This is a genomic window from Thermus brevis (assembly GCF_026427635.1).
Taxonomy (GTDB): Bacteria; Deinococcota; Deinococci; order Deinococcales; family Thermaceae; genus Thermus; species Thermus antranikianii.
Window position 1 is genome coordinate 2,109,340 of the sequence record NZ_CP102606.1, and the last position, 23,460, is coordinate 2,132,799.

25 protein-coding genes are annotated in these 23,460 nt (G+C 64.7%); 15 read left to right on the top strand and 10 right to left on the bottom strand.

Annotated elements, in window-relative coordinates; translation table 11 throughout:
• Positions 1-123: 123 nt before the first annotated feature.
• From KQ693_RS11380 to KQ693_RS11400, 5 genes are all read right to left on the bottom strand, one after another.
• On the bottom strand, positions 124-1,251 hold the full coding sequence (locus KQ693_RS11380) for a TIGR04053 family radical SAM/SPASM domain-containing protein (RefSeq protein ID WP_267261350.1): 1,128 nt from the start codon (positions 1,249-1,251) through the stop codon (positions 124-126).
• 95 nt (positions 1,252-1,346) lie between these two features.
• Positions 1,347-2,957: a nitrite reductase gene (locus KQ693_RS11385; protein ID WP_267261351.1), complete on the bottom strand. Its 1,611-nt coding sequence runs from the start codon at positions 2,955-2,957 to the stop codon at positions 1,347-1,349.
• A 135-nt stretch (positions 2,958-3,092) separates the two neighbouring features.
• On the bottom strand, positions 3,093-3,389 hold the full coding sequence (locus KQ693_RS11390; protein ID WP_267261352.1) for a hypothetical protein: 297 nt from the start codon (positions 3,387-3,389) through the stop codon (positions 3,093-3,095).
• Positions 3,382-4,812, bottom strand: coding sequence for a cbb3-type cytochrome c oxidase subunit I (locus KQ693_RS11395; protein WP_267261353.1), 1,431 nt, complete (start codon positions 4,810-4,812; stop codon positions 3,382-3,384). Before KQ693_RS11395 ends, KQ693_RS11390 begins: the two co-directional genes overlap by 8 nt.
• Positions 4,813-4,822: 10 nt before the next feature.
• The gene (locus KQ693_RS11400; protein WP_219758585.1) at positions 4,823-5,488 is read right to left on the bottom strand and encodes a c-type cytochrome; all 666 of its coding nucleotides are present in this window, start codon (positions 5,486-5,488) and stop codon (positions 4,823-4,825) included.
• Between the two features lie 231 nt (positions 5,489-5,719).
• Between KQ693_RS11400 and KQ693_RS11405 the strand changes: the two genes are divergently transcribed.
• From KQ693_RS11405 to KQ693_RS11430, 6 genes are read left to right on the top strand one after another with little or no spacing between them, the layout of a single operon-like run.
• On the top strand, positions 5,720-6,145 hold the full coding sequence (locus KQ693_RS11405; RefSeq protein WP_219758586.1) for an RrF2 family transcriptional regulator: 426 nt from the start codon (positions 5,720-5,722) through the stop codon (positions 6,143-6,145).
• A 48-nt stretch (positions 6,146-6,193) separates the two neighbouring features.
• Positions 6,194-6,391 (top strand): DUF542 domain-containing protein, encoded by a 198-nt coding sequence (locus KQ693_RS11410; protein WP_219758587.1) that lies wholly within the window; start codon positions 6,194-6,196, stop codon positions 6,389-6,391.
• Positions 6,388-6,684 (top strand): cupin domain-containing protein, encoded by a 297-nt coding sequence (locus KQ693_RS11415; RefSeq protein ID WP_267261354.1) that lies wholly within the window; start codon positions 6,388-6,390, stop codon positions 6,682-6,684. Before KQ693_RS11410 ends, KQ693_RS11415 begins: the two co-directional genes overlap by 4 nt.
• Complete coding sequence (locus KQ693_RS11420; protein WP_267261355.1) at positions 6,681-7,058, top strand: hypothetical protein; 378 nt, start codon at positions 6,681-6,683, stop codon at positions 7,056-7,058. The genes KQ693_RS11415 and KQ693_RS11420 overlap by 4 nt, the downstream gene beginning before the upstream one ends.
• 27 nt (positions 7,059-7,085) lie before the next feature.
• Positions 7,086-8,183 (top strand): YwiC-like family protein, encoded by a 1,098-nt coding sequence (locus KQ693_RS11425; RefSeq protein WP_267261356.1) that lies wholly within the window; start codon positions 7,086-7,088, stop codon positions 8,181-8,183.
• 55 nt (positions 8,184-8,238) lie between these two features.
• A complete protein-coding gene (locus tag KQ693_RS11430) occupies positions 8,239-9,261 on the top strand; it encodes a S1C family serine protease (protein ID WP_267261357.1) in 1,023 nt (340 codons plus the stop codon).
• Here the strand turns inward: KQ693_RS11430 and KQ693_RS11435 are convergent, their stop codons facing one another.
• Complete coding sequence (locus KQ693_RS11435) at positions 9,262-10,236, bottom strand: P1 family peptidase (protein WP_267261358.1); 975 nt, start codon at positions 10,234-10,236, stop codon at positions 9,262-9,264.
• 44 nt (positions 10,237-10,280) lie between these two features.
• Between KQ693_RS11435 and KQ693_RS11440 the strand changes: the two genes are divergently transcribed.
• From KQ693_RS11440 to KQ693_RS11465, 6 genes are read left to right on the top strand one after another with little or no spacing between them, the layout of a single operon-like run.
• Complete coding sequence (locus tag KQ693_RS11440; protein ID WP_219758592.1) at positions 10,281-11,342, top strand: class II aldolase/adducin family protein; 1,062 nt, start codon at positions 10,281-10,283, stop codon at positions 11,340-11,342.
• Positions 11,339-12,433: a zinc-dependent alcohol dehydrogenase gene (locus tag KQ693_RS11445; protein ID WP_267261359.1), complete on the top strand. Its 1,095-nt coding sequence runs from the start codon at positions 11,339-11,341 to the stop codon at positions 12,431-12,433. The genes KQ693_RS11440 and KQ693_RS11445 overlap by 4 nt, the downstream gene beginning before the upstream one ends.
• Before the next feature lie 58 nt (positions 12,434-12,491).
• Positions 12,492-13,529 (top strand): AAA family ATPase, encoded by a 1,038-nt coding sequence (locus KQ693_RS11450; protein ID WP_267261360.1) that lies wholly within the window; start codon positions 12,492-12,494, stop codon positions 13,527-13,529.
• A complete protein-coding gene (locus KQ693_RS11455) occupies positions 13,489-14,358 on the top strand; it encodes a DUF58 domain-containing protein (protein WP_267261361.1) in 870 nt (289 codons plus the stop codon). Before KQ693_RS11450 ends, KQ693_RS11455 begins: the two co-directional genes overlap by 41 nt.
• Entirely contained in the window at positions 14,325-15,245 is a 921-nt protein-coding gene (locus KQ693_RS11460; RefSeq protein WP_267261362.1) for a vWA domain-containing protein, read from the top strand. The genes KQ693_RS11455 and KQ693_RS11460 overlap by 34 nt, the downstream gene beginning before the upstream one ends.
• Complete coding sequence (locus tag KQ693_RS11465; protein WP_267261363.1) at positions 15,242-16,174, top strand: vWA domain-containing protein; 933 nt, start codon at positions 15,242-15,244, stop codon at positions 16,172-16,174. Before KQ693_RS11460 ends, KQ693_RS11465 begins: the two co-directional genes overlap by 4 nt.
• Here KQ693_RS11465 and KQ693_RS11470 read toward each other — a convergent pair.
• Entirely contained in the window at positions 16,171-16,455 is a 285-nt protein-coding gene (locus KQ693_RS11470; RefSeq protein ID WP_267261364.1) for a hypothetical protein, read from the bottom strand. The genes KQ693_RS11465 and KQ693_RS11470 overlap by 4 nt on opposite strands.
• 127 nt (positions 16,456-16,582) lie before the next feature.
• Here KQ693_RS11470 and KQ693_RS11475 point away from each other — a divergent pair, with 127 nt between their 5' ends.
• Together KQ693_RS11475 and KQ693_RS11480 are read left to right on the top strand one after the other, a co-directional pair.
• Entirely contained in the window at positions 16,583-17,437 is an 855-nt protein-coding gene (locus KQ693_RS11475; RefSeq protein ID WP_267261365.1) for a cell division protein FtsX, read from the top strand.
• Between the two features lies 1 nt (position 17,438).
• Entirely contained in the window at positions 17,439-18,731 is a 1,293-nt protein-coding gene (locus KQ693_RS11480; RefSeq protein ID WP_267261366.1) for a murein hydrolase activator EnvC family protein, read from the top strand.
• A 12-nt stretch (positions 18,732-18,743) separates the two neighbouring features.
• Here the strand turns inward: KQ693_RS11480 and hpf are convergent, their stop codons facing one another.
• Positions 18,744-19,304: a ribosome hibernation-promoting factor, HPF/YfiA family gene (hpf, locus tag KQ693_RS11485; RefSeq protein ID WP_028493812.1), complete on the bottom strand. Its 561-nt coding sequence runs from the start codon at positions 19,302-19,304 to the stop codon at positions 18,744-18,746.
• On the bottom strand, positions 19,301-20,029 hold the full coding sequence (gene ftsE / locus KQ693_RS11490) for a cell division ATP-binding protein FtsE (protein ID WP_267261367.1): 729 nt from the start codon (positions 20,027-20,029) through the stop codon (positions 19,301-19,303). The genes hpf and ftsE overlap by 4 nt, the downstream gene beginning before the upstream one ends.
• Before the next feature lie 77 nt (positions 20,030-20,106).
• Here ftsE and KQ693_RS11495 point away from each other — a divergent pair, with 77 nt between their 5' ends.
• On the top strand, positions 20,107-21,432 hold the full coding sequence (locus KQ693_RS11495; RefSeq protein ID WP_038069989.1) for a S41 family peptidase: 1,326 nt from the start codon (positions 20,107-20,109) through the stop codon (positions 21,430-21,432).
• Positions 21,433-21,550: 118 nt separating this feature from the next.
• On the opposite strand, the gene metG is transcribed toward KQ693_RS11495, so the two are convergent.
• Complete coding sequence (gene metG / locus KQ693_RS11500; protein ID WP_267261368.1) at positions 21,551-23,434, bottom strand: methionine--tRNA ligase; 1,884 nt, start codon at positions 23,432-23,434, stop codon at positions 21,551-21,553.
• Positions 23,435-23,460: the final 26 nt, after the last annotated feature.

Here is a 23,460-nt window from a genome sequence, read left to right on the forward strand (position 1 = left end):
CCCGAGACCGGTCTTGCCCTTACCCGCCGCTATTGGTAGCGGGAAGCAAGCTTTCTGTGTTCCCTCTTCAGCTTGTCCTTGGCACCCGCCTTGCCTGCCCGCACCACGCCCCCGCCCAAGCCCTCATCCCACTCTGGAAACTTTGCCCACCTTCTCCAACCAAGCCGGGGGCACATAGACGCACCGGGGCTCGCTGGCGAGGTAATCCCCGGTTTCCGCCCAGGCCCTAGCCCGGCTTCCCCCGCACACAAAGCGGTACTCGCAGACCCCGCACTTCCCTTTGAGGAGGTCCTTATTGCGGAGTTCTTGAAAGAGAGAGCTATACCGGTAAATCTCCAGGAGAGACTTCTCCCGGATGTTGCCGGCGTAAACGGGCAAGAACCCCGAAGGGGCTACATCCCCGGTGGCGGACACGAAGACAAAGCCGTTGCCGTCCGTAACCCCAAGCCGGGAGTGCTCCATACCGTCTTGGAAGTACTCCCGGTGGAGGCTTTCTCCCGCCGCCAGGGCCCGGTCCTGCGCACCCAGTTCCCTCCGCCTCTCTAACACCACCCGGCGAAAGTGGTGGGCTTCGGTGGTCTTTACATGGAAGGGGTAGGAAAGGGAAACCTCGTAAAGCCAGTGGAGCACTTCCTCAAACTGCCTAGCGGAGAGTTGCCTTAACAAGGCCCCCCGTCCCACGGGCACCAGGAAGAAAAGGCTCCAAAGGACCACCCCCTTCTCCGCCAGGAGATCGGGTAAAGCCTGGATCTCCGGCCAGTTTTCCCGGGTCACGGTGGTGTTCACCTGGGTGGGAAGCCCCGCTTCCTTGGCCCATTCCAAGGCCGCCAGGGTCCGGGCAAAGGTGCCCTCCTCTCCCCGGAAGGCATCGTGGCTTTGGGGGCTTGCCCCGTCCAAGGAAAGGGCCAGCCGGGTTACCCCTGCCTCCTTGAGCTGGAACACCTTTTCCCGGGTGAGAAGGGGTGTGGCCGCCGGGGTGAGGCCCACCTTAAGCCCCAGCTCCCGGGCCCTTTGGATGAGGAAAAGGAGGTCAGGGCGGGCAAGGGGGTCTCCCCCGGTGAGGAGGAGGAGGGGCTTAGGGCGGTAGGTGGCCACCTCCACTATAAGCCCCAAGCCCTCCTCCGTGGAAAGCTCCCCAGGCAGGGGGTGGGGCATGGCCGAGGCCCGGCAGTGGCGGCAGGCAAGGAGGCAGGCGTTGGTCACCTCCCAGGCGACCAGATACGGGTACTGGGCGAACTCAGGACGCTCCATAGGGGCAAGTTAACCGGAAGACTCCCTGCCGGCCATGACCGAGATCAAGGCCAAGCGGGGAGCGCCCAAGCACTCCCCGCCCTCACCCCAGCAGGCTAGTAGATGTCGTAAGCGGTGTTGTACACGTTGAACTTCCCCGTAGGGGTGCGCACCCAGTCCCCAGTGATGCGGGCCTTTTCCTTGAGGGTAAGGGCATCGTAGACCACGATGAAGGTAGGGGTATCCTTAGAACCCCAGGCGGAAACCCAGATCTCGGTCCCACCCTTGTTGAACTCGGGATGCACCATGCGGGCCTTCAGCTCCTGGGCTCCCGGCACCTCCCAGCACTTGGCCACCTCCAGCTTGCGCTTGTCTATGGCGCAGAGGCTGGCAGCCGCCTGGGGACTCGGGCTCATGGGGAAGTCCACGATGACCCAGGGGCTATTGGGGTGGGTCTTGATGAAGAGGGTACCAGCGTAGGGGAGGGTGATCCGCTTGACCACCTTCCAGGCGTACTGGGGATGCTTTTCGGGATCCACACCCACCACGGTCACCTCGGGGCTACCGATGTTCCCGGTGGCCCAAACCGGCCCGTAAGTGGGATGCTCCCAGTTGGAACCCCGGCCCGGGTGGGGCCTGACCCCCGCCTCCACCTCGGCTGCGAACTCCCGGGTCTTGGTATCTATTACGATCAGCTTGTTCAACGCATTGGCCGCCACGATGAAGTAGCGCTTCAGGGCCCAGCCCCCATCGTGCAGGAAGAGATCGGTGTCGATCATGGTGATGGGCAGGGGCCGACCTTTCTTGTGCAGATTGGAGTAGTCCACCAGCCAGGTCTGGCCCGACTCCTTGAGGTTTACGATCCACTCGGGGTTAAAGTGGCTCGCCACGATGGCGGCCACCCGGGCTTCCATCACCAGTTCCCCGGCCCCCTTAGCGTAGGAGATGGTGGAGACCATCTTGAGGGGCTCGAGGGTGAGGCCATCCAGAACCACCATGGTGGGTGGCCAGTAGCACCCCACCACCGCATACTTATCCTCGTAGCCCTTGAACTTGCTGGACTCTATGGACCGGGCATCCAGGCAGGGCTTGGACTCCGCCACCACCTGGGGCGGGTTCATCCAGAGGTCTATCAGGCTCGCCTTCCCGTCCCGGCCGATGGCCATGAAGTACCGCCCCGTGGCGGACGAGCGCAGAATATGCGTGGCGAAACCGGTGGGCACGATGGTCACCAACTCCTTCTTATCCCCGTCGATGATGGCCACCTGGCCCGTATCCCGGAGCACCTGGCCGAAGAAGTTCTGCCAGTTGCGGTTATGGAGGGGTTTGGTGGGCCGCTTCTCCGGGGGCACGTGCACCTTCCAGGTCTTTTTGATCTCCTCAAAGGTGGGAACTGGAGGCGCTGGGGGCTGCTCCAAAAGGAAGCGGGCAACGAGCTCGATGTCCTTTTCCTTAAGAATCCCCTGCCGTCCCCAATCGGGCATGCCCCCAGGAAGGCCGCCGAAGATCACCGCCTTCAGGTACTCCACTCCCTTTTCCGCCATCTTCTTGGGGTCAAGGGCGGGACCTGTCGCTCCCTTCCGCAACACCCCATGGCACCCAGCGCAGCGGTCAAAGTAGATTTTGGCTGCTTCCTCCTTCTCCGCCGGGCTTAGGGGAGCAGGAGCCTGGGCCAAGGCCAAAGCGGCCAGCAGTAGAGATCCTAATAAACCTAACGTTCTTTTCACAGCTTTCACCTCCATCAACTAGGATATAAGTGTCCGAGTAGTACAGATGTCCTATGGCCAAAGTCCCTACAAATCTCCCCACCTAAACTGGAAAAAGCCGGACCCCGTATGGGGTCCGGCAGGGGGAAGGAAGGGCTAATGGGCGTGCTCTTTTTCGTGGAAGGTGGTCACCACCCACCACATCCCCTGGGGGATAAAGAGATAGACCGCGGAGCTAAAAGCGATCAGGTACTTCCAGAAGGGATCCAAGTAGGGCGGCAGAATCATGCCCAAAGCCCCCAGGGCCTGCAAGGCGGCGAAGAGGTAGGAGAAGGTAACGACGGAGGGCCTCTCCAGCATCCGCCCCAGGGCGTAGAACATGGCGTAGAACCCTGCGGCGGAAACCATGAGCATGCCATAGAGCATCAGGTCCCGCACCGCCTCGCTAGTCATGGGCCCCCACCTCCTTGGCCACCTTGGCCTCGCCCTTGCCGATGGTCACCACATCCCAGAGGAGAACCAGGTAGCTGATCAGGAAGAAGACCCCAAAGACAAAGCGCCAGACCATGCCGCTTTGGAACCAGGGGTGTTGCTGAGCGTCTATGTAGGCCTGCCAGGTGCTGCCCCCGATGGCCCGTTCCACCATGGTCTGGGTAAAGCCGGCGATGGTCATGGCCGCCGACATGCCGAAGATGCTCACCACCATCAGCACAAACGCCCATTTCCAGAGCTTAGAGTCAAAACGGGGAAGCTCAGGGCGACGCACCTGGTGGAGCGCCATGTAGATCACCGTGAGAATGGCGGTGACATAGGCTCCAAAGAAGGCCAGGTGGCCGTGGGCAGGGGCCAGCTGGGTACCGTGCGAGTAGAGGTTGATCTGAGGCAGGGTCTGCATGAACCCCCAGACCCCAGCGCCGATGAAGTTTCCGAAAGCTTGGGCGATGGCCCAAAAGAGGGCTGGTTGGTTCACGGTCTGCATGCGGTGCATCCCCGCGTCGTAAACCGCATGAACCACCATGGCCACCAGGGGTATGGGCTCGAGGGCGCTAAAGAACCCTCCCAGGCCCAGCCAGTACTCCGGGGTACCTATCCAGAAGTAGTGGTGCCCAAGGCCCAGAATCCCGGTGCCGAAGACCAAGGCCACCTCCAGGTAAAGCCAGGTCTCCACGATGCGCCTTGGGGTTCCCAGAAGGTGCATCAAGGCCATGGCCATGATGGAGCCCACCAACACCTCCCAGGTGGCCTCCACCCAGAGGTGCACCACCCACCACCAGAAGTACTGGTCCATGGAGATGTTGGGGGTGTAGTGCATGCCCGCGGTGTAGAGCCCGGCCAGGGCCACCAGGTCAAACATCAACACCGCCACCACCCCGGTGATGCGCTGGGCCTTGAGGGCCGTGGCCACCACGTTGTAGAGGAAGATGGCCATCACCGCCACGATGCCAATATCCGCCCAGCGGGGGGCTTCTATGTACTCCCGGCCCTCGGTGATGAACCACAGGGTAAAGGCGTTGCCCGGCCCGTACTGCACAAGGAGATAGACCAACACCACGATTCCCACCGCGGCGATAAGGGTAAAGAAGGCGAAGCGGGCAAGCCGGATGCCCACCACCTCCCGCCCGAGCTCCAGGGGCAGGAACCAGTACACCCCCCCCATGAAGCCGAGAAGGAGCCATACCACCATGGCGTTGATATGGAGCATCCGGTTGGTCATGAAGTTAAGCTTGCCGTGAAGAAAATTAGGATCCAGGTACTGCCAGGCCGCCAGCAGACCGAAAAGGACCTGGGCCCCAAAAAGGGCCAAGGCCACCCAGAAGTACCAGAGGGCCAGTTTCTGGGACTCGTAGAGTTTTCCTTGCGGTAAAGCCTGGGTCATGGTCCACCTCCTACTGCACCCCGGCGAAGCGGTCCGGGAAACCGTTGGTATCGATGGCCGACATCCACTTCAAGAAGGCCACCAAGGCCTTGGCCTCCTCCTCGCTTAGGCCAAGATTGGGCATACGGCGAACGAAGGTGGGATAGCGGTCGGGGTGTTGAAGCCATTCCGCCATGGCCTCCTCCTTGGTGGCCTTGCCGGTCATGCCCTTAACCATGGTTTCCCACTTGGGGTCCAACCAGGCACGCGTGAGGTCGGGAGCGAAGTAGGCCCCGTTACCCAGAAGGGTGTGGCAGTCCATACAGTTGCGGCTCTGCAAGGTCATCTTGCCCTTGTTGACCAAGGTGTAGGCCTCCTCCTCGCTCCAAACCTTGCCGAAAAACCCCACCTCCTCCCCGATGACCGGGATGTCCCGCCGCTTCTCGTAATCCCGCTTGAGCCCTATGGCCTTGTTGATCACGGTGTAGGCCGGCACCCGGGCCGAGCCCTCCCGGATCTGGTTCAAGGAGTCAATGGTCAGATACACCAGGATCCCGGTCATGATCAGGGAGCTCACCACGGCCGCATTTCGCCAGAAGCGGGGCTCGAGCCATCCGGACCCCCGGGAAAGCCACAGGGTGAGGACCACTGTGGCAAAAAGCGCCCCGATGGTGGTTTCTATCCAGCCGATCTCCATACCTTAACCTCCTTTCACCTCCAGCTCACAAACTCGGATTAAGCCGGTGGAGTTTCCATGATCTAGGTCAAGGGCAAATGTCCCAGAAAGAGCTGTAATGGGAAGGCAACCGACTTGCTAGCCGAAAACCACACTTCTTTCTAAGAATCCTTCTGGCTAGGAGCTTAACCCTCCTGCTGGTTTTAGCGGAAATGGCACGCTACACGAAGCCGAAAAGGGTAGCATGAGGGCATGCGGCTCCGAACCCTCCTCAAGCGCGATGAATCCTATGCCATCCACGCCCTCCTCCTCCTTGCGGAAGAACCTGGGCTTAGCGCGGCGGAGATCGCCACCAAGCTCAAGGCTCCTCCTGCCTTTATGGCCAAGGTCCTCTCCAAGCTGGCCAAAGCGGGCTTGGTGGAAAGCCGCATGGGCCGAGCAGGAGGGGTGTGGTTAAAAGCTCCCCCAGAGGGGATCACCCTGCTTAAGGTGATGGAAGGCCTCTCCGGACCTGTGGCCCTGGACCTTTGCGCCACCTTGAAGCGCTGCCCCACAGAGGAGAGGCGGGGATTCTGCTACCTCAAGCCAAACCTGGTGCGGATCAACCAGGAAATCCGCAAAGCCCTCGAGGGCCTTACCCTAAAGGATCTCCTGCCCGAAGCTACCCAGACCGCTTGACCCAGGTCATGGCGGTCCAACCCCCCGGGTACCAAGCTAAGGGGGGGTATGGTGGAACTCACCATAAAGACCACGGTAAACCAGGTCCTGCAACGCCATCCGGAAGCGGTGAGCTTGCTAAACGAGATGGGCATAGATACCTGCTGTGGCGGAGCCGATTCCCTGGAGGAAGCCGCCCGCCAAGCAGGCAAGGACCCCGAAGAGGTATTGAAGGCCCTGCTGGCCTTTTTGGGGAGGGAAGGATGAACCTCCTGGAGAAGGCCCGCTACGGCGAGGTCCGGGGGGTGGAACTCCTGGCCGATCACCCGGAAGTGCGCCTGGTCCTCTTCAGCCTGCAAAGGGGGCAGGAGGTCCGGGGTAAAGGGGAACCCCGGGTTCACCTGCTTTGCCTCGAGGGGGAGGGCATCCTGTGGGCCGGGGAACGGAGCATCCCCGCCACCCCGGGCACCCTCCTGGCGGCAGAGCCGGGGGAAGCCCATGGGGCCAAGGCCGGGGAGGGAGCCTTCTTGGTGCTTGGCATCCTCACCCCCAGGCCATGATTCCGGCAAGCCGGCTCGCCCTCACCACGGCCCTCCTCTGGTTCCTGGCCGCTGGCCTGGTGGGCCTGCTCCTAGGCCTGGACCTCCTTCCCTATAGCTGGAGGCCCGCCCACGCCCACATGCAACTTCTGGGCTTCGTAAGCCTTATGATCTACGGGGTAGCCTACCACGCCCTGCCCCGGTTCCGGGGGGTGGTCTTCCGCAGGCCGGGACTGGCCCTCTTCCAAGTGCTCCTGGCCAACCTCGGACTTCTGGGGATGGCCCTAGCCTGGGGCCTCGGGCTTGGGACCCACATTTGGGGGCTTTTCGCTCTCCTTTCGCTTTTGGCGGGAAGCCTTTTTGTCCTCCTCATGCTGGAGATACTCTGGGGCTAAGGAACCCTAGGGACTTTGGAGAACGGTATGCGTGCGACAAGCGTTCCCCTTAAAGCCGTAGCCCTTCCCACGGAGCACGGGGGCTGGGGGTTTACCCTAGAGCCCATCCTCCTGGGCCTATTCCTCTCGCCAGGACCCCACACCCTGGGGCTATTCCTCCTGGGCCTTTTCGGGTTTCTGGCCCGGCACCCCTTGAAGCTGGTCTACCAGGACCTAAGGAAGGGCAAACGCTACCCCCGCACCGAGCTGGCCTTAAAGGTGGGCGGGGCCTATTTGGCCCTGGCCCTTCTGGGCCTTCTCCTTGCCGCCTTGACCGCCAAAGGCCCCTTCCTCCTCCCCCTTCTTTTGGCGGTGCCCTTGGGGGTCTACATGCTCTGGGCGGATGTCTCAAACCGCTCCCGGGACCTTTTCCCCGAGATCGCCGCCGCCTTGGCCATGGCTTCCTTGGCCCCTGCGGGGGTTTTGGCAGGAGGCTTGGAGCCGGGGATCGCTTTGGGAAGCTTTCTCGCCTTGGCCATCAGGGACATCGCCGCCCTGTACTATGCCCGCACCCAGGTGCTCAGGGCCCGGGGAAGAAACCCCAAGCATTACCCCGCCCACCTGGCCCTCTGGACCTCCTCCCTCCTCGCCCTTCTTCTCCAGAGCCAGGGGCTGTTTCCCTTTACCACCACCTTCGCCCTTCTCCTCCTGGCCTTTTATGGAAGTCTCGCCCTCTTGAGACCACCGGTGGAGGCCAGGATCATCGGCTGGACCCAGATGGGCTTTGGCCTTTTGGTGGTCCTGGCCACCGCTTTGGGTTATACCCTTGAGGGCCTTCCCACCGCCCTTTTGGGGGTGCCGCTTCTGCACCGGTTCCTGGGATGGACCCTGGTGGGACTGGCCTTTCTGGCAGGGCTTTACCTCCTCCTGCGGAAGGAGGTAAACAGGCCCGTCCGCCTTCTCCTGGGGCTTTACGACCTGAACGCCCTTTTGGGCCTCCTCTACCTGGCCTTTCTCTGGAAACCCCTCCCTCACCCCCTCCTGGCCCTCATGGGGGTGGGCCTCCTCCACCTCCTCCTGAAAAAACCCCATCCCTGGCCTGGGATTGGCTTCCTCCTCCTGGGATTCCTCCTTCTTTGGCACTGAGGCCCATGGTGGGCGGAACCACCCTCTTCCCCCCGCCACCGGGGAAAATGGAAGCATGAGGAAAGCCTGGGGGATTCTCCTCCTTCTTCCCTTGGCCGGGGCCCTCTACGCCCTGTGGAGCCAGCCTGTACAGCTTTGGGGTAGGCCAGAGAACGTAACTTGGGAACTGGCCCAGGCGCCTCCTGAACGCCTGCAGGAGGTCTACACCAGGGCCCATCCCGCCGTCTTGCGCATAGACGGCCCGGAGGGAAGCCGGGGCACGGGGTTCTTTTACCGGGAGGGCCTCGTCCTTACCGCCTACCACGTGGTGGCCGAGGGCGGGCCTTATACCCTGGTGCTCTCCGACCAAAAGCGGGCCACGGCCACCCTTCTCGGTTTCGCCGAGCCCATGGACCTGGCGATCCTGGCCACGGAGGCCCGGGCCCCCGCCCTCCTTTCCCTGGAAACCCAAAGGCGCCCCCAGGTGGGGGAAGCGGTCTTGCACATCGGCAACGGGCGCAACCAGTTCATCGCCCCCCGGTATGGGCGCATCACCCGGCTTTTCGTGGACCCCTCGCCTTTTCTTCCCCAGGGCCTGGTGGAAACCAGCCTCCCCCTTTCCCCTGGGGATTCGGGAGGACCTGTGCTGGACCTCGAGGGGAAGGTGGTGGGGGTAGCGGTGGCCATCGGCCAGACGGAGGAGGGCTTCCGGAGTTTCTTCACCCCGTTCCTGGGCCGGGGCCAGGTCCTGGCGGAGATGGAAGGGGGTAAGCGAAGCTACTGGCCCTACCTGGGCCTGAAGGGTCCAAGGGGCTTAACCCCGGAGCTGGCCCAGGAGCTGGGCCTGCCCCCGGGTGGGGTGCTGGTGGGCGAGGTGGTCCCGGGCGGGGCCGCCCACCGGGCAGGGCTAAGGGGCCTGGAGGCAGGGGGGGTGCCGGATGTGATCCTCGAGGTCAACGGGGTCAAGGTGAACAGCTTCGAGGACCTCCTGCGGGAGGTGCGCCGCTACCAGGTGGGGGACAGGATCCGCCTTAGTGTGCGCCGGGGCGGGGAGGTCCTCCAGGTGGAGGCGGAGCTCGCCCCCTTTCCCGGAAGGTGATCAGCCCATGAGGTCCCGGTAAGCGGGGATCCCCGGCGCACTCCCTGAAAGGAGCACCGCCCGAAGGATCGCCCGGGTTACGGCGTCGGCGGCGTAGGCCCCGAGGCGCAAGAGGGTGTAGGGGTCCACCCCTTTCCCCTCCCCCAGGGCCAGGGCGAAGACCAGGTCCCCATCCAGGGGCGTATGGGCCGGACGGATGGCCCGGGCAATCCCGTCCTGGGCCACGATGGCAAGCCTCCTGGCCTGGGCCTTGCTCAGGGGCGCATCCGTGGCCACCACCACCAGGGTGGTGTTCTGGCCCAAAAGGAAAGGGTAACGGTAGTCCTCAGGCCTTCCCTGGTAGCGGGAGCGGTCCGGCAGAAGGGCCCTTTCCTCCTCCGCAAGGAGATCCTCCCCGTAAAGCCTCCCCGTCTGGGGGTCAAAGGGCCGGCCCAGGCTGTTGACCGCCACCAAGGCCATGACCCGGTGGCCTTCCTCCAGAAGGTACCCCGCCAGGCCCACCCCGCCCTTGACTCCCCCCGCCACCGCCCCCGTGCCCGCCCCCACGCTACCCTCCTCCACCCTTTCCCCTGCGGCCAAGGCTGCCTGGTACCCTGCCTCCACCCCGGGCGGGCGGTGGATCCTCCCCCGGCCCAGGTCGTAGAGGACCGCCGCGGGCACGATGGGCACCACACCCCCTGGGGTGGGGAAGCCCTTTCCCCTTTCCGCCAGGTAGCGCATGACCCCATCCGCCGCCCTTAGGCCGAAGGCGCTTCCCCCGGTAAGCAGGATGGCCTGCACCTTCTCCACGGTGTTCTCCGGGGACAGGAGGTCGGTTTCCCGCGTACCGGGAGCCGCCCCCCGCACGTCCACCGCTCCCACCGCTCCCTCTTCCACCAGGACCACGGTGGAGCCGGTGAGGGCCTCGAGGTCGGTGAAATGCCCCACCCTTAGCCCGGGGACCAGGGCCCGGCTACCCCCTAAGGCTTCCACCATAGGACCAGTATGGGGTAGGCTAAGGACCAGAGCAAGGAGGGCATATGTGGGAGTACTTGATCCACGGTGAGCCTTCTCCTAACGTCCGGACTTTTCTGGAAGGACTGGGGAAAGCCCTGGAGGCCCACGGGTTTCGCCATAACCCTCAGGCCGAGGCTCCAAACCTGGTGCTGAACGCCATCTCCCTGGAAAACCCACGCCCCTATCGCCGGCGGGCCCAGGCCACCTTCGTGGCCTCGGTGCTGGAGCTTCCCGCCTTCCCCGAAAACCCCCTCCAGACCCTCTACCCCTACCTGGTCCGGGCTCTTTCCAACGTGCTCCTGGCCTATGTGCCCCACCAGGGGGTCAAGTTCCTCACCCTGGAGCTCGGGCACTACGACGAACCCAACGGGGAAGGGTTTTACGAGAGGGTGGCCGGGCGCCTCAGGCCCATCGCCTGTAGCCGCCTGGTCATCAACAACATCTTCCACACGGACCTCGAGCCCGAGCTCTGGCAAGGGGACGAGCTTACAGAAAGCATGTACCGGGCGGGGAAGAAACTCAAGGAGTGGGACCTCCTTCCTGCTCCCTTCCCCATCGAGGAGATCCTGCCCCCCGAGGACCTCCGGCATGTCAAACGGCTTTACGGCATCGGGGGACTTTCCTACGGCAACCTCTCCGTGCGCAAGGACGAGCGCCGCTTCTGGATGTCCGCAAGTGGGGTGGACAAGGCCAACCTGAAGGAGATCGGCCGGGACATCCTCATGGTGAAGGACTACGACCCCCAGCGAAACGCCATCCTCCTCTCCGTACCCCCTCATGTGGAAACTAGGCGGGTCAGCGTGGACGCCATCGAGCACTGGATGATCTACCGGGAACACCCCGGGGTCGGGGCCATCCTGCACGTGCACGCCTGGATGGAAGGGGTTCCCGCCACCCCCTTCAACTACCCTTGCGGCACCTACGAGCTGGCCCAGGCGGTGGCGGAAAAGGTGCGCCAGGCCCCTGACCCCACCCGGGCGGTGGTGGGCTTGAAAAACCACGGCCTCACCATCACCGGGCGCAGCCTGGACGAGATCATGGAGCGGATAGAGGGTAAGCTCATCCGCACCGTGCCCATGTCATGAAGGCCCTCCTCTACACCCCTTCCCTTCCCCGCTTCTTCGCCGCCAGGGTCCTGGGCAAGCGATTTCCCAAGGGCCTTCTACCCCTAAGCCTCACCGAACTTCCCCTTCCCGAACGGCAAGGCTTCGTACGGGTGAGGGTCAGGCTAAGCGGGGTTTGCGGCTCGGACCTGGCCCTTCTCTACGGGAAAAGCCCCCCATCCATCAGCCCCTTTTTCTCCTTTCCCGCCATCCTTGGCCACGAGATCCTGGGGGAGGTGGAGGGAAGCCTGGTGGCGGTAAACCCTCTCCTCACCTGCGCCGACCGCGGCCTTCCCCCCTGCCCAAAGTGCCAGGAGGGCGAGGAAGGCCTATGCCAGAACGTGGCGGAAGGATCCCTGGCCCCAGGGATGCTGGGCTACAACCGGGACCTGCCCGGGGGCTGGGGAGAGTGGATCCTGGCCCGGCCCGAACGGCTTTACCCCATCCCAGCCCACGTCCCCGAGGAACGGGCCGTGCTCACCGAGCCCCTGGCGGTGGTGGTGCGGGGCCTTACGAAGCTGAAGCCCTGGCCCAAGGAGGTCCTGATCCTGGGCATGGGTACTTTGGGCCTTCTGGCCCTCCAGGCCCTTAGGGCCCTGGGGTTTTCCGGAAAGGTCTATGCGGTGGCCAAGTACCCCCACCAGGCGGAGCGGGCTTTGGCCTTCGGGGCGGATGGGGTCTATGGAAGCGCCAAAGAGGCCCTGCTGGAGCGGGCCAAGCGCTATCGCTACCTCCTCTTTGAAGGGTACCGGGGTGGGTACGAGGCGGTCCTCGAGGCCTCGGGAAGCGGGGCGGGTTTCCGCCAGGCCCTTACCCTGGCCCAGGAAGGAGGCCGGGTGCTCCTCCTGGGGGCCCCTGGGCTGGACTGGGCCGACCTCTCACCCTTCTGGTTCAAGGAGGTGGGCCTGGTGGGAAGCTACACCTATAGCCCCGAGGAGTTTGCCCAGGCGGTGGGACTCCTTCCCGAGCTGGTGGGCCTCGAGGCCCTCATCGGGGGCATCTTCCCTCTTACCGACTGGCAAAAAGCCCTCTCCGCCAAGGGCAAGGCCCTATTCCGGCCAAATGTGTCCTGAAGGGGAGTATCCCCTGGTCTGGGGGGCTATACTCCTGGGAAACCCTTAGGGGGTGGGTATGGCCTGGGAAGAGGAACCCTTCTTGGCGGCAGGGGAAAGGCTTCGGGCCCTCCTGAAGGAGGTCAAGCGGGTCATTGTGGGCCAGGACCACCCCCTGGAGAGGATGCTGGTGGCCCTTCTCGCCCGGGGCCATCTCCTGATCGAGGGGGTGCCGGGGCTGGCCAAGACCCTGGCGGTGAAGACCCTGGCCCAGGCGGTCGGGGGGAACTTCAAAAGAATCCAGTTCACTCCCGATCTGGTGCCCGCCGACCTCCTGGGAACCCGCATCTACAACCCCAAGGAGGGGGAGTTCAAGACCGAGCTCGGTCCCATCTTCGCCCACCTCCTTCTGGCGGACGAGATCAACCGGGCCCCGGCCAAGGTGCAGTCGGCCCTCCTCGAGGCCATGCAGGAGCGCCAGGTGACCCTGGGCAAGGAAACCTATCCCCTACCCAAGCCCTTCCTGGTGCTGGCCACGCAAAACCCCATAGAAAGCGAGGGCACCTATCCCCTGCCGGAAGCCCAGCTGGACCGCTTCCTTCTCAAGGTGGTGGTGGGCTACCCTGCCTTCCACGAGGAGCTCCTCATCGTGGGGCGCATGACCACGGGGGAGGAAATCCAGGTGGCCCAGGTGCTTTCCCTGGAGGAGGTTTTGGAGCTTTCCCGCCTGGCCGACCGCGTCTACGTCCATCCCAAGGTGGCCGAGCACGCCGTGGCCCTGGTCCAGGCCACCCGGGATCTGGAAAGGGCGGGGCTTAAGGACCTGAAGCCCTTCGTGGCCTACGGGGCAAGCCCCCGGGCCTCCTTGGCCCTGGTTCAGGGGGCCAAGGCCCTGGCCCTGGTCCGGGGGCGGGCCCACGCCCTGCCGGAGGATGTGCGGGACCTGTACCTGGACGCCCTCCGCCACCGCGTGATCCTCTCCTACCAGGCCCTGGCGGAGGGCGTGCGGGTGGAGGACGTGCTGGAAGCCATCCTCAACCGCCTTCCCCCGCCCTTCGTGCCCCTTCACGACCCCTATGGAGACGCCCGAAGCCCTCTTGGCCCGCCTGGAGCTTAAGGTGGTACGTCCCCTGGACGGACTCCTCTTCGGGGACTACCGGGGGGTGTTCTACGGCAAGAGCCTGGAGCTGGCGGAGATCAGTCCCTATGCCCCCGGGGACGAGGCCGAACGCATCGACTGGCCCGCCACCGCCCGGACCGGGGAACTCCACGTGCGCCGCTTTCGCGAGGAGCGGGAGCTCACCCTGTGGCTCCTCCTGGACGGAAGCCCCTCCATGCGCTTTGGCTCTAGGAGGCGGGAAAAGTACACCCTGGCCCTGGAGCTGGCCCTGAGCGTGGCCTATATCGCCCTCCGCCACGGGAACCGGGTGGGGGCTATCCTGCCCTCGGGCCTCCTGCCCCCTCGAGGAGGGAAGGCCCAGGCCCTCCTCCTGGCCCGGGAGGCCCTTAAGGGCGGGAAGGCGCTTTCCCTGGGGGAAGCCTTGGGGCTTCTGGAGCGGGTGGCCAGGCGCCGGAGCCTGGTCTTCGTCTTCTCGGACTTCCTGGACACCTTTTCCGCTCCCTTTTCCCGCCTGGCCGCCCGGCACGACCTGGTGGGGGTCTTGGTGGAGGACCCCTTGGAACGGGCCCTGCCCCGGGCAGGGGTGCTCTCCTTCGTGGACCCGGAAACCGGGGCCCAGGTGGAGGTGAACACCCTGGACCCAAGGGTGCGGGAAGCCTACCGCCTCCGGGCGGAGGCCCTCAGGACCGCCAGGATGGGGGAGATCCTCAAGGCGGGTGCCGATCTCCTGGTGGCCTCCACGGAGATGGACCTGCTTCCCCTCCTCCTCGGCTTCGTGGAAAGGAGGCGCAGGTGGCCTTCAAAAGCCCCGAGGGCTTCCTCCTAGGCCTTCTCCTCCTGGGCGCAGGGGGGCTTCTCCTCTGGCTTTTGGAGCGGGCCGGGCGGAGGCGGCTTCTCTCCGCCTTGGACCCGGCCTTCCTCCCTGGGCCTAGGCCCCTACCCCTTCCCTTCCTCCTGGCCCCTCTTTTCCTTCTCCTGGCGGCAGGCCGCCTCGAGGCCAGCCTTCCCTGGCGGGAGAACCTGACCCAGGCCCTGCTGGTGGTGGACACCAGCCACTCCATGGCCGCGGACGACGAGGCCCCCACCCGCCTGGAGCGGGCCAAGGCCCTGGCCCAAAGCTTCCTTCGCAGCCTGGATCCCTCGGTCAAGGTGGGGCTGGTGAGCTTCGGACCCCAGGCGGTCCTGGTCCTCTCCCCTACCCGGGACCGCCAGGCTCTCCTTAAGGCCCTGCAAGGCCTCAAACCCGGGGGCACCACCCCTTTGGGCCAGGGTCTCCTCCAGGCCCGGCGGATCCTCCGGCCCAAGGGGCCAGAGGGGGATCTTCCCCAGGCAGAACCCCCCGCCGCCATCCTCCTTCTTTCCGACGGAGCGGCCAACACAGGGGGCGATCCCCTCGAGGCGGCTAAAGAGCTCTCCCGGGCAGGCCTCCCCGTCTTCGTGCGTCCCCTGGGCGACCCCAGGGGGGCGGTGAGCCGCATCGGGGAGGGGCTTTACTTCCTGCCCACCAACCCCACAAGCCTCCTGCGCCTGGCCCAGGCCACCGGGGGCCAGGTGCTCGGCGAGGATTTCCAACCCCTCTACCGGGCCCTCCGCCCCTACCAGGTGTGGCGGACCCAGACCCTAGACCTCACCCAGGCCCTGGTGGTAGCGGGTCTTCTCTCCTTTTCCTTCGGCGCTTACCTGCACCTGGCCCGGGAAGGGAGGTGGCCGTGAGCCTGCAGGCCCCCGAGGCTTTAAGCCTTCTCCTCCTTTTGGCCTTCCTGCTCCTGGGCCTCTACTCAAAGCGCCCCAAAGCCCGCCTGCCCCATCCCTTGGTCCCCCTGCTCCAGCAAGCGGCTCGGGAGTCCCGGGGCGTGCTTCCCTGGCTGCCCCCGGCCCTCTTTCTCCTGGGGCTTCTCCTCCTGGTCCTGGCAGCCACCCGCCCCCTCCTGCCCCTGCCCGGCCAGGCGAGCCGGAACGTGGTGATCTTGGTCATGGACGTAAGCCGCAGCATGATGGCGGCCGACCTGAAGCCAAGCCGCCTCGAGGCGGCCAAGGAAGCCGCCCGGGTCTTCCTCCGCGAGGCGCCGAGGGTCCTAAGGATAGGGCTCGTGGCCTTCGGCAGCCATGCCCAGACCATCCACCCCCCCACCACCGACCGCAGGCTCCTGCGGGAGAGCCTGGACAGCCTGGAGTTCGGCCGCTCCACGGCCATCGGGGAGGGAATCCTGGAAGCCCTGCGCAACATCCGCGAGGCCGGGGGCGAAGGGGAGATCCTCCTCCTGACCGACGGCAGGAACCGAACAGGGAAAGACCCTTTGGAGGCGGCGGCCGAAGCCTCCCGCATGGGGGTGCGCATCTACGCCGTGGGGGTAGGGGTGCCGGGATGGACCCCGGGCCCCGAGGATCCGGTAAGCGCCTTCGGCTTCTTCCCGGGGGCCTTTGAGGTGGACGAGGAACTCCTCTGGGCCCTGGCGGAGTTCACCGGGGGACGGTATTACCTGGTGGCCTCGGAAAAGGAGCTTTCCGACCTCTACCGGAAGCTCGCCCGCTCGGTTCGCCTCGAGGTCATGCCAGGGGAAGCCGCTGGCCTCGTGGGGGTCCTGGGAGGGTTTTTGGCCCTCTTAGGGGTGGCCTTACGGCGTTATCTCTTTCCCGCCTAGGACCCGCCAAAGGGGTTAGGAACGGGCTCCACCGGGAAAAGCTCCTGGGGCTCACCCCCAGGCACCGGGAGCATGCGGAAAAACTCCCCGTTCAAGAAGAGGTAAACCTGGGGTTCGCATCCCTCCCCGCCCGGGGAAGGGAGTTGCTGAACAGGTATAGGCCCCAAAACCCAGGAAGCAGGGGCTCCCCGCAAGGACCCGCTCCCGGGTAGCCGCCCCATCCAGGCCACCCCCATCCCAAGAAGCCCTCCCAGGGCCAGACCCAGTAGAAAAGGCTTCATACCCCTTAGGGTAGCAGCCCGGGCAAGAAGGGCAGGTCGGGGAGCACTTTTCCAGCCATACCCCCGCCAACCCCTTCTTGATCCCCTCCCAAGCATTTTCTCAAGCTAGGGGCGTAAGATGTAAGGCATGTACGCCCTGCACGAGGGCCTGCGGCAGATCCTCCGCCATCCCACGGCCAGCCTCGCCACCTTCTTCACCGCCCTCGTATCCTTCGCCCTGCTTTACTTCCTGGGCCTTGTCCTTTGGAACCTGGAGCGGGTGGTGCATACCCTGGAGCGGGAACTGGAAGTGGCGGCCTTCCTGCAAAAGGAAGCCAACGTGGAGGCCCTCCTCACCGAGATCCAGGGCTGGCCGGAAGTGGGTGAGGTGCGGCTTCAAAGCAAGGAGGAGGCCCTGGCCCAGCTGGTCCTGGACTACCCCTACCTGGCCGAGGCCAAGGACCTGGTGGAAAATCCCTTGCCCGACACCCTGCGCCTGAGGCTTAAGGATCCGGAGGCGGTGCGCAAGGTGGCGGAAAGGCTACGGAGGCTTCCGGGGATAGAAGGGGTGGAGTACGGGGGGGAGCTTACGGAAAGGCTGGTCCAGGTGTTATCCGGAAGCCGGCTGGCCATGGGGGTCCTGGTGGGGCTCCTTCTCCTCAACACCTTCTTCAGCGTCATGGGCTCCATCCGCCTATCCTTAGAAAGCCGCAAGGAAGCCCTGGGCATCATGCTCCTGGTGGGGGCCACCCGGCGCTTTATTCAGGCTCCCTTCGTGGTGGAAGGAATCCTCCTCACCCTGGGGGCAAGCCTCCTGGCGGTGGGCTTCGGTACCCTCCTCTACCGGGGCCTGGCGCAGGCCCTCCAGGGGCTCCTTCCCTTCCTCCCCGTGCTAGGGGTCAAGGACCTCTCGCAGACGGGCCTCATGGTCCTGGCCCTGGCAGTGGTTCTAGGGGCCGGGGGAGCCTTCATGGCCACCCGGGCCTACCTGAGGGAAGTCTAGGATGCGCCCCAGCTGGCTTCTCCTCTTCTTGCTTTTGTGCCAAGGCCTTTTCCCATGGGCCTTGGGCCAGAACGTGCCCGCCCAGGAGCGCACCGTGCGCAACCTGGAAGGCCAGCTGGAACGGGCCAAGGCCCTCGAGGAGCAAAGCCAAAGGCGGATCCAGATCCTAAACCAGGAGCTTTCCCGCCTCTCCACCCGGGTGGAGAACCTGCTCAAGGAGAAGGCCCGCCTGGAAGGAGAAATCACCCGGTTGGAGAGGGAGCGCGCCGCCTTAAGCCAGCAGATCGCCCAGCTGAAAGAGGAGATACGCCAGACGGAAGGGCGCATCGCCCAGCTGGAAAAGGACCTGGAAAGCCTCAAGGAACGGCTCCAGGCCCTGATGCGAAGCCTACACCGGGAAAAGGCGGGCCGCTACCTACCCCTCCTCAGGGCCCAGTCCTTCACCGACCTGGCGGTCCGAGCCCGCTGGGTGGGGTACATCTCAAAGCGGGATGCGGACCTGGTCCATGCCCTTCAGGCCACCCTGAAGGCCCTAAGGGAAGAACGGGAGCGCTTAGGCCTTCTCCTCGCCGACCTCACCGCCAAGGAAAAGGCTCTCGGGGAAACCCAAAGGACCCTCGAGGGGCAGAAGAAGGAGCTGGAGGCTACCCTCTCCAGCCTGGAGCGGGAAGCCCAGGGCAAACGAGCCCTCCTGCGGGAGGCTCTACAGGAAAGGCAACGCCTGCAAGCGGAGCTGGCCCAGCTTCAGGCCCGGGTCCTGGCGGAGAGGCAACGCCTCCTCGAACTCAAGCGCCAGGAGGAGGAGCGGAGAAGGCAGGAGGAGGAACGGCGTAGGCGGGAAGCCGAGCGCCGCCAGGCCGCGGCCCAGCCAGCGCCCCGGGAAGCCAGCGTGGTGGTGCCCCCTCCCCCCTTACCCGCCACCGTGGGCCGGCTGGCCTTCCCCGTGCCCGGGGGCAGGATCCTGGTGCCCTACGGGCAGGAAGGACCTTTCCAGGTCATCCAGGGTCCAGCCCCGGGAAGCCCCGTGCAGGCAGCCGCGGAAGGGTACGTGGCCGGAATCCTCTACCTGCCCAACCTGGGCTACACGGTGATGCTGGTGCACACGGAAACCCTCTCCACCGTCTACACCAACCTGCAAGAACCCCTGGTGCAGGAAGGGCAAAGGGTAGAGCGAGGCCAGCTCGTCGGCTACACGGGGGGAGGCCTTCTCATCCGCCCGGAGGAGCTGGAGTTCAGGGTGGCGGTACGCGTAGGCGGAGAGACCCGCTTCGTGGATCCCTCCGCCTACTACTAAGGGCCTTGAAGGCTATGCGGGCTCGATAAGCCCGTAGTTGCCGTCCTTACGGCGATAGATGACGTTGATCTCGTCGGTCTTGGCGTTGCGGAACACGAAGAAGTCGTGGCCCAAAGCCTCCATCTGGAAGGCCGCCTCCTCGGGGTCCATGGGCTTCATCTCGAAGCGCTTGACCCGGACGATTTTGGGACCCTCTTCCTCCTCGGGCTTGCGCAGGGCCTCGAGGTCCTGCACCTCGGGGGGCGGAGGCCCCTGGTACGAGTGGCGCTTACCGATAAAACGGCGCTCCTTGAAGCGCTTGAGCTGGGTTTCCAGGCGGTCCACCATGCGGTCGATGGCCGCGTAAAGGTCGGGATCCTCCTCCTCCACCCTGACGAGCCCCCCGGGGAGGTCCACCTGCACCTCGGCCTTGGCCTTGCGGGCCACGTGATTACTACCCGCCAGGGAGAGAACCACCTTGGCCATGAGCTCCCCGTTCTGGTAGCGGTCCAGGCGGGAGAGCTTCCGCTCCACGTAGTCCCGGATGGCGTCGGTGATCTCCAGGTTGCGACCGATGAGTTTGTAGACGTTCATGCGCCCTCCTTTCCGCCCCGGTCAGGGCTTTCCCTTACCCTTATGCTACCACCTTCCCCAGGACGTTCGTCCCGCACCACCTGCCCGGCCTTCAGGACCACCACCCGCGCCGGATAGGCCTCCAGAAGCTCCCGGCTGTGAGTGGCCACCACCACCGTGGCCCCCCGCTGGTGAGCAGCCTTGAGAATATCCAACACCTGAAGGGCGTTATCCAGGTCCAGGTTCCCCGTGGGCTCGTCCGCCAGGATCACGGGGGGGTCCAGAAGCAAGGCCCGGGCTATGGCCACCCGTTGGGCCTCCCCCACGGAAAGCTCCTCGGGAAAGGCCCTTTTCTTGTGAACGAGCCCCACCCGGCGCAGGGCGGTGGCGATCCGCTCTCCCCACTCCCTGGAAGGAATCCCCTGCACCCTAAGCACAAAGGCCAGGTTCTCCTCCACCGTCATGTCGGAAAGGAGGCGGTGGTCCTGGAAGACCATGCCGATCCGGCGGCGGTGAAGGGCCACCTGGTTCCCCCTGAGGAGCTTAAGGTTCTGCCCAGCAAAGTACACCGCCCCCTGGGTGGGAAGAAGGCGGCGGAGGATAAGGGCGAGCAAGGTGGACTTCCCAGCCCCGGAGTGGCCCACCACGTAGACGAACTCCCCCTTCTTCACCTCGAGGCTCACATTGTAAAGCGCCTTGGTCCCCGTGCGGGGGTACTCCAGGCCCACCCGGTGGAAGGCGATCATGCTCCTACTATACGGAAGGCAGGCCAGACTTTCTTCTCATGGAAAGGCGCTATAGTGGAAGCTAGGTGAGGGAAGAGATGAAAAAACGCGCATGGCTCATCGCAGGGCTCGGGGTGGTCCTGGCCCTGGTATACGCCCAGCTTCCTCGTCCCCAGGCGGAAAACCTCTTGCAAAACCCCAACGGCCAGGCCCTCCTGGAGGTCTACCAGAGGATCCAGCAGGACTACCTGGAACCCCTGCCCCGGGAGAAGCTCAACGCCCTCCTGGAAGGGGCCATCGGGGGGATGGTTTCCGCCTTGAAGGACCCCTTCACCAGCTACTCTCCGCCCCAGCGGGCAAGCCTCCGGCAGGAGGACCTCAGGGGAGAGTTCTTCGGCATCGGGGCCACCCTTTCCCCCGCCAACCCTGACGGCACGGGGGCCAAGATCGAAGGGGTGATGAAGGGCCTTCCCGCCCAGCGGGCCGGGATGCGGGCCGGGGATGTGATCCTGGAGGTGGACGGGGAGGATGTGACCGGCCTGCCTCTCCAGGAAGTGGTGGCCAGAATCCGCGGCCGCGAGGGCACCAAGGTCACCATCAAGGTTCGTCGGGAAGGCACCCCCGCCCCCCTGGTCTTTGAGCTCATCCGGGAAAAGGTGGAGATCATCTCGGTTTCCACGGGCAGGATCGGGGACGTGGGCTACATCGCCTTGGAAACCTTTGCCAACTTCAAGGTGGAGGACCAGCTGAAGCGGGCCATAGACGAGCTCAAGGCCCAGGGCATAAAGAAGCTCATCTTTGACCTTAGGGACAACGGAGGGGGCCTCCTGGACCAGGGTTGCGCCGTGGCCAGCGCTTTCCTAAAGGAGGGACCCATCGTCTATACCCGCACCAAAAACCTCACCCGGGTCTGGTGCGAGGCCTCGGGAAAGCCTTTATGGGATGGCCCCATGGTGGTCCTGGTGAACGGGAACTCGGCCTCCGCCAGCGAGATCGTGGCCGGGGCCCTCCAGGACTACGGCCGGGCCAAGGTCATCGGGGAGAAGACCTTCGGCAAGGGCGTGGGCCAGACCCCCTACACCCTGGCCAACGGGGGCGAGCTCACCCTGGTCACCTTCGAGTGGCTTACCCCCAAGCGCCGGGCCATCAACAAGGAGGGCCTGAAGCCCGACATCGAGGTGAAGGACACCCGCTTCCCCACTCCCTTCTCCTTGCAAGGGGCTGGGGCACCGCCGGGGGCCGAGGTCAGCGTAACCTTAAACGGCAAGACCGTGAAGGTGAAGGCCGACGCCGAGGGCAAGTTTACCTACGCCGAACCCCAGCGCCAGCGGCCTCTTCCCGAGGACCGGGGCCAGGCGGTCTTGGACCTGGAGCAAGACGCCATCCTCAAGCGGGCTTTGCAGGAGCTTAACGCCACCCGTTAGCCTGGGAGGAAGGCTAAAGGGGCCGGGTTTTCCCGGCCCCTTTAAACCACCCCACCCTGGCTCTGCCAGGGTGGGGGCTCTGGTAGTTCCTTCCTCTACACCCCTCTTGCGCCAAGGGCTATTTCACCACCGCCCCCGGGGGGATATCCCCCTCCACGGTGACCAGGGTGAGCTTATCCCCTTCCGAAGCCGCCAGGATCATACCCTGGCTCTCCACGCCCCGGAGCTTGGCGGGTTTCAGATTGGCCACCAGCACCACCTTCTTCCCCACGAGCTCCTCGGGGCGGTACCAGCGAGCGATTCCGGAAACCACGGTGCGCTCCTCGTTCCCCAGGGAAAGCCTAAGCACCAGAAGCCTGTCGGCGTTGGGATGCTTCTCCGCCGCCACCACCTCCGCCACCCTCAGCTCCACCTTGGCAAAGTCCTCTATGCTGATGGAACGATCCTCTACGCTATCCTCCCTTTTGCCCTCTCCGGAGCTCCTGGCCTCCTCCCTGGGAGCCTCCTTGGGAAAGAGAACCCCCGCCTCCTGGGGAAGGGGAAGGGGTTCCGCCAGACCCCAGCGCTCCGCCTCCTCGAGGCGCACCTCCTCCCTCAAGCCCAAAGCTCGGCGCAGCTCGGCCATCTTGTCCGGCATGGTCGGGGTAAGGAGGATAGAGGCGATCCGCAGGCCCTCCACCACCCGGTAAAGCACCGCCCTAGCCTCCCTCGGATCCTCCTTGAATAGCTCCCAGGGACGCTTTTCGTTAATGTAGCGGTTTAGGGCCTTCACATAGGCCATGGTCTCCTCGAGGGCCACGTGGAAGCGGAGGTCCCGCACCAGCCCCCTTAAACGCCCCGCAAGCCGCGTCCCCTCCTCCAGCTCCTCCCCGGGAACCGGCTCGGGGATGCGCCCTTCAGCGAAGCGGAAGAGCATGGCCCGGGTGCGCTGGAGAAGGTTGCCCAGGTCATCGGCCAAATCCGCCTCGTACCTGGCCCTCAGGGCCTCCTCGCTCACGGGCGTATCCTGGCCATAGGGAATCTCCCGCAAAAGGTAGTACCGCACCGCATCCCGGCCATACTTCTCCGTGAGGGCAAAGGGATCCACCACGTTCCCCAGGGTCTTGCTCATCTTCCGCCCATCCGGCCCCAGCAGAAACCCTCCCACGTTCAGGTGCCGGTACATGGGAATCCCCGCCGCCTTCAGCATGGTGGGCCAGAAGACCGCGTGGGGCTTCAGGATGTCCTTGCCGATCAGGTGCCAAGCCTGCGGCCAGAAGGTGGCGTAGCGGGGATCATCGGGGTAGCCTAGGGCGGACACGTAGTTGAGGAGGGCGTCAAACCAGACGTAGGTCACGTGGGCTTCATCCCAGGGTAAGGGGATACCCCAGGGAACCCGGGCCTTGGGCCGGGAGATGGAAAGATCCCCGACGGGCTCGGAGAGCATGGAGAGCACCTCGTTCCTGTACCCTTCAGGACGGATGAGGTCCGGATGGGTCTGGAGGTAATCTATGAGCCACTCCCGGTACTTCTCCATGCGGAAGAAGTAGTTCCCCTCCCGCCTCCTCTCCACGGGCCGGCCGTGAATGGGGCAGAGGTCCCCTTGAAGCTCCTTCTCCGTGTAGAAGCGCTCGCAGCTTACGCAGTAAAGCCCCTCGTACTCCCCGTAGTAGATGTCCCCGGCCTCGTAGACCCTTTGCAACACCCTTTGCACCACCCGCTTGTGCCGCTCCTCGGTGGTGCGGATGAAATCGTCGTAGGCGATGCCCAAAAGCTCCCAGGCCTTGCGGAAGCGCTGGGATACCCGGTCCACAAACGCCTGGGGTTCCTCCCCTGCCCTCTGGGCTGCCCGGTAAACGGTCTCCCCGTGCTCATCCGTGCCGGTTAGGAAGAAGGTTTGGTACCCGTCCAACCGGTGCCAGCGGGCCAGGAAATCCGCCACCACCGTGGTGTAGGCGTGGCCCAGGTGGGGTTCTGCGTTCACGTAGTAGATGGGGGTAGTGATGTAAAAAACTTTTTCCATCCCTCCTCCAAGAAAAACCGGGGCAT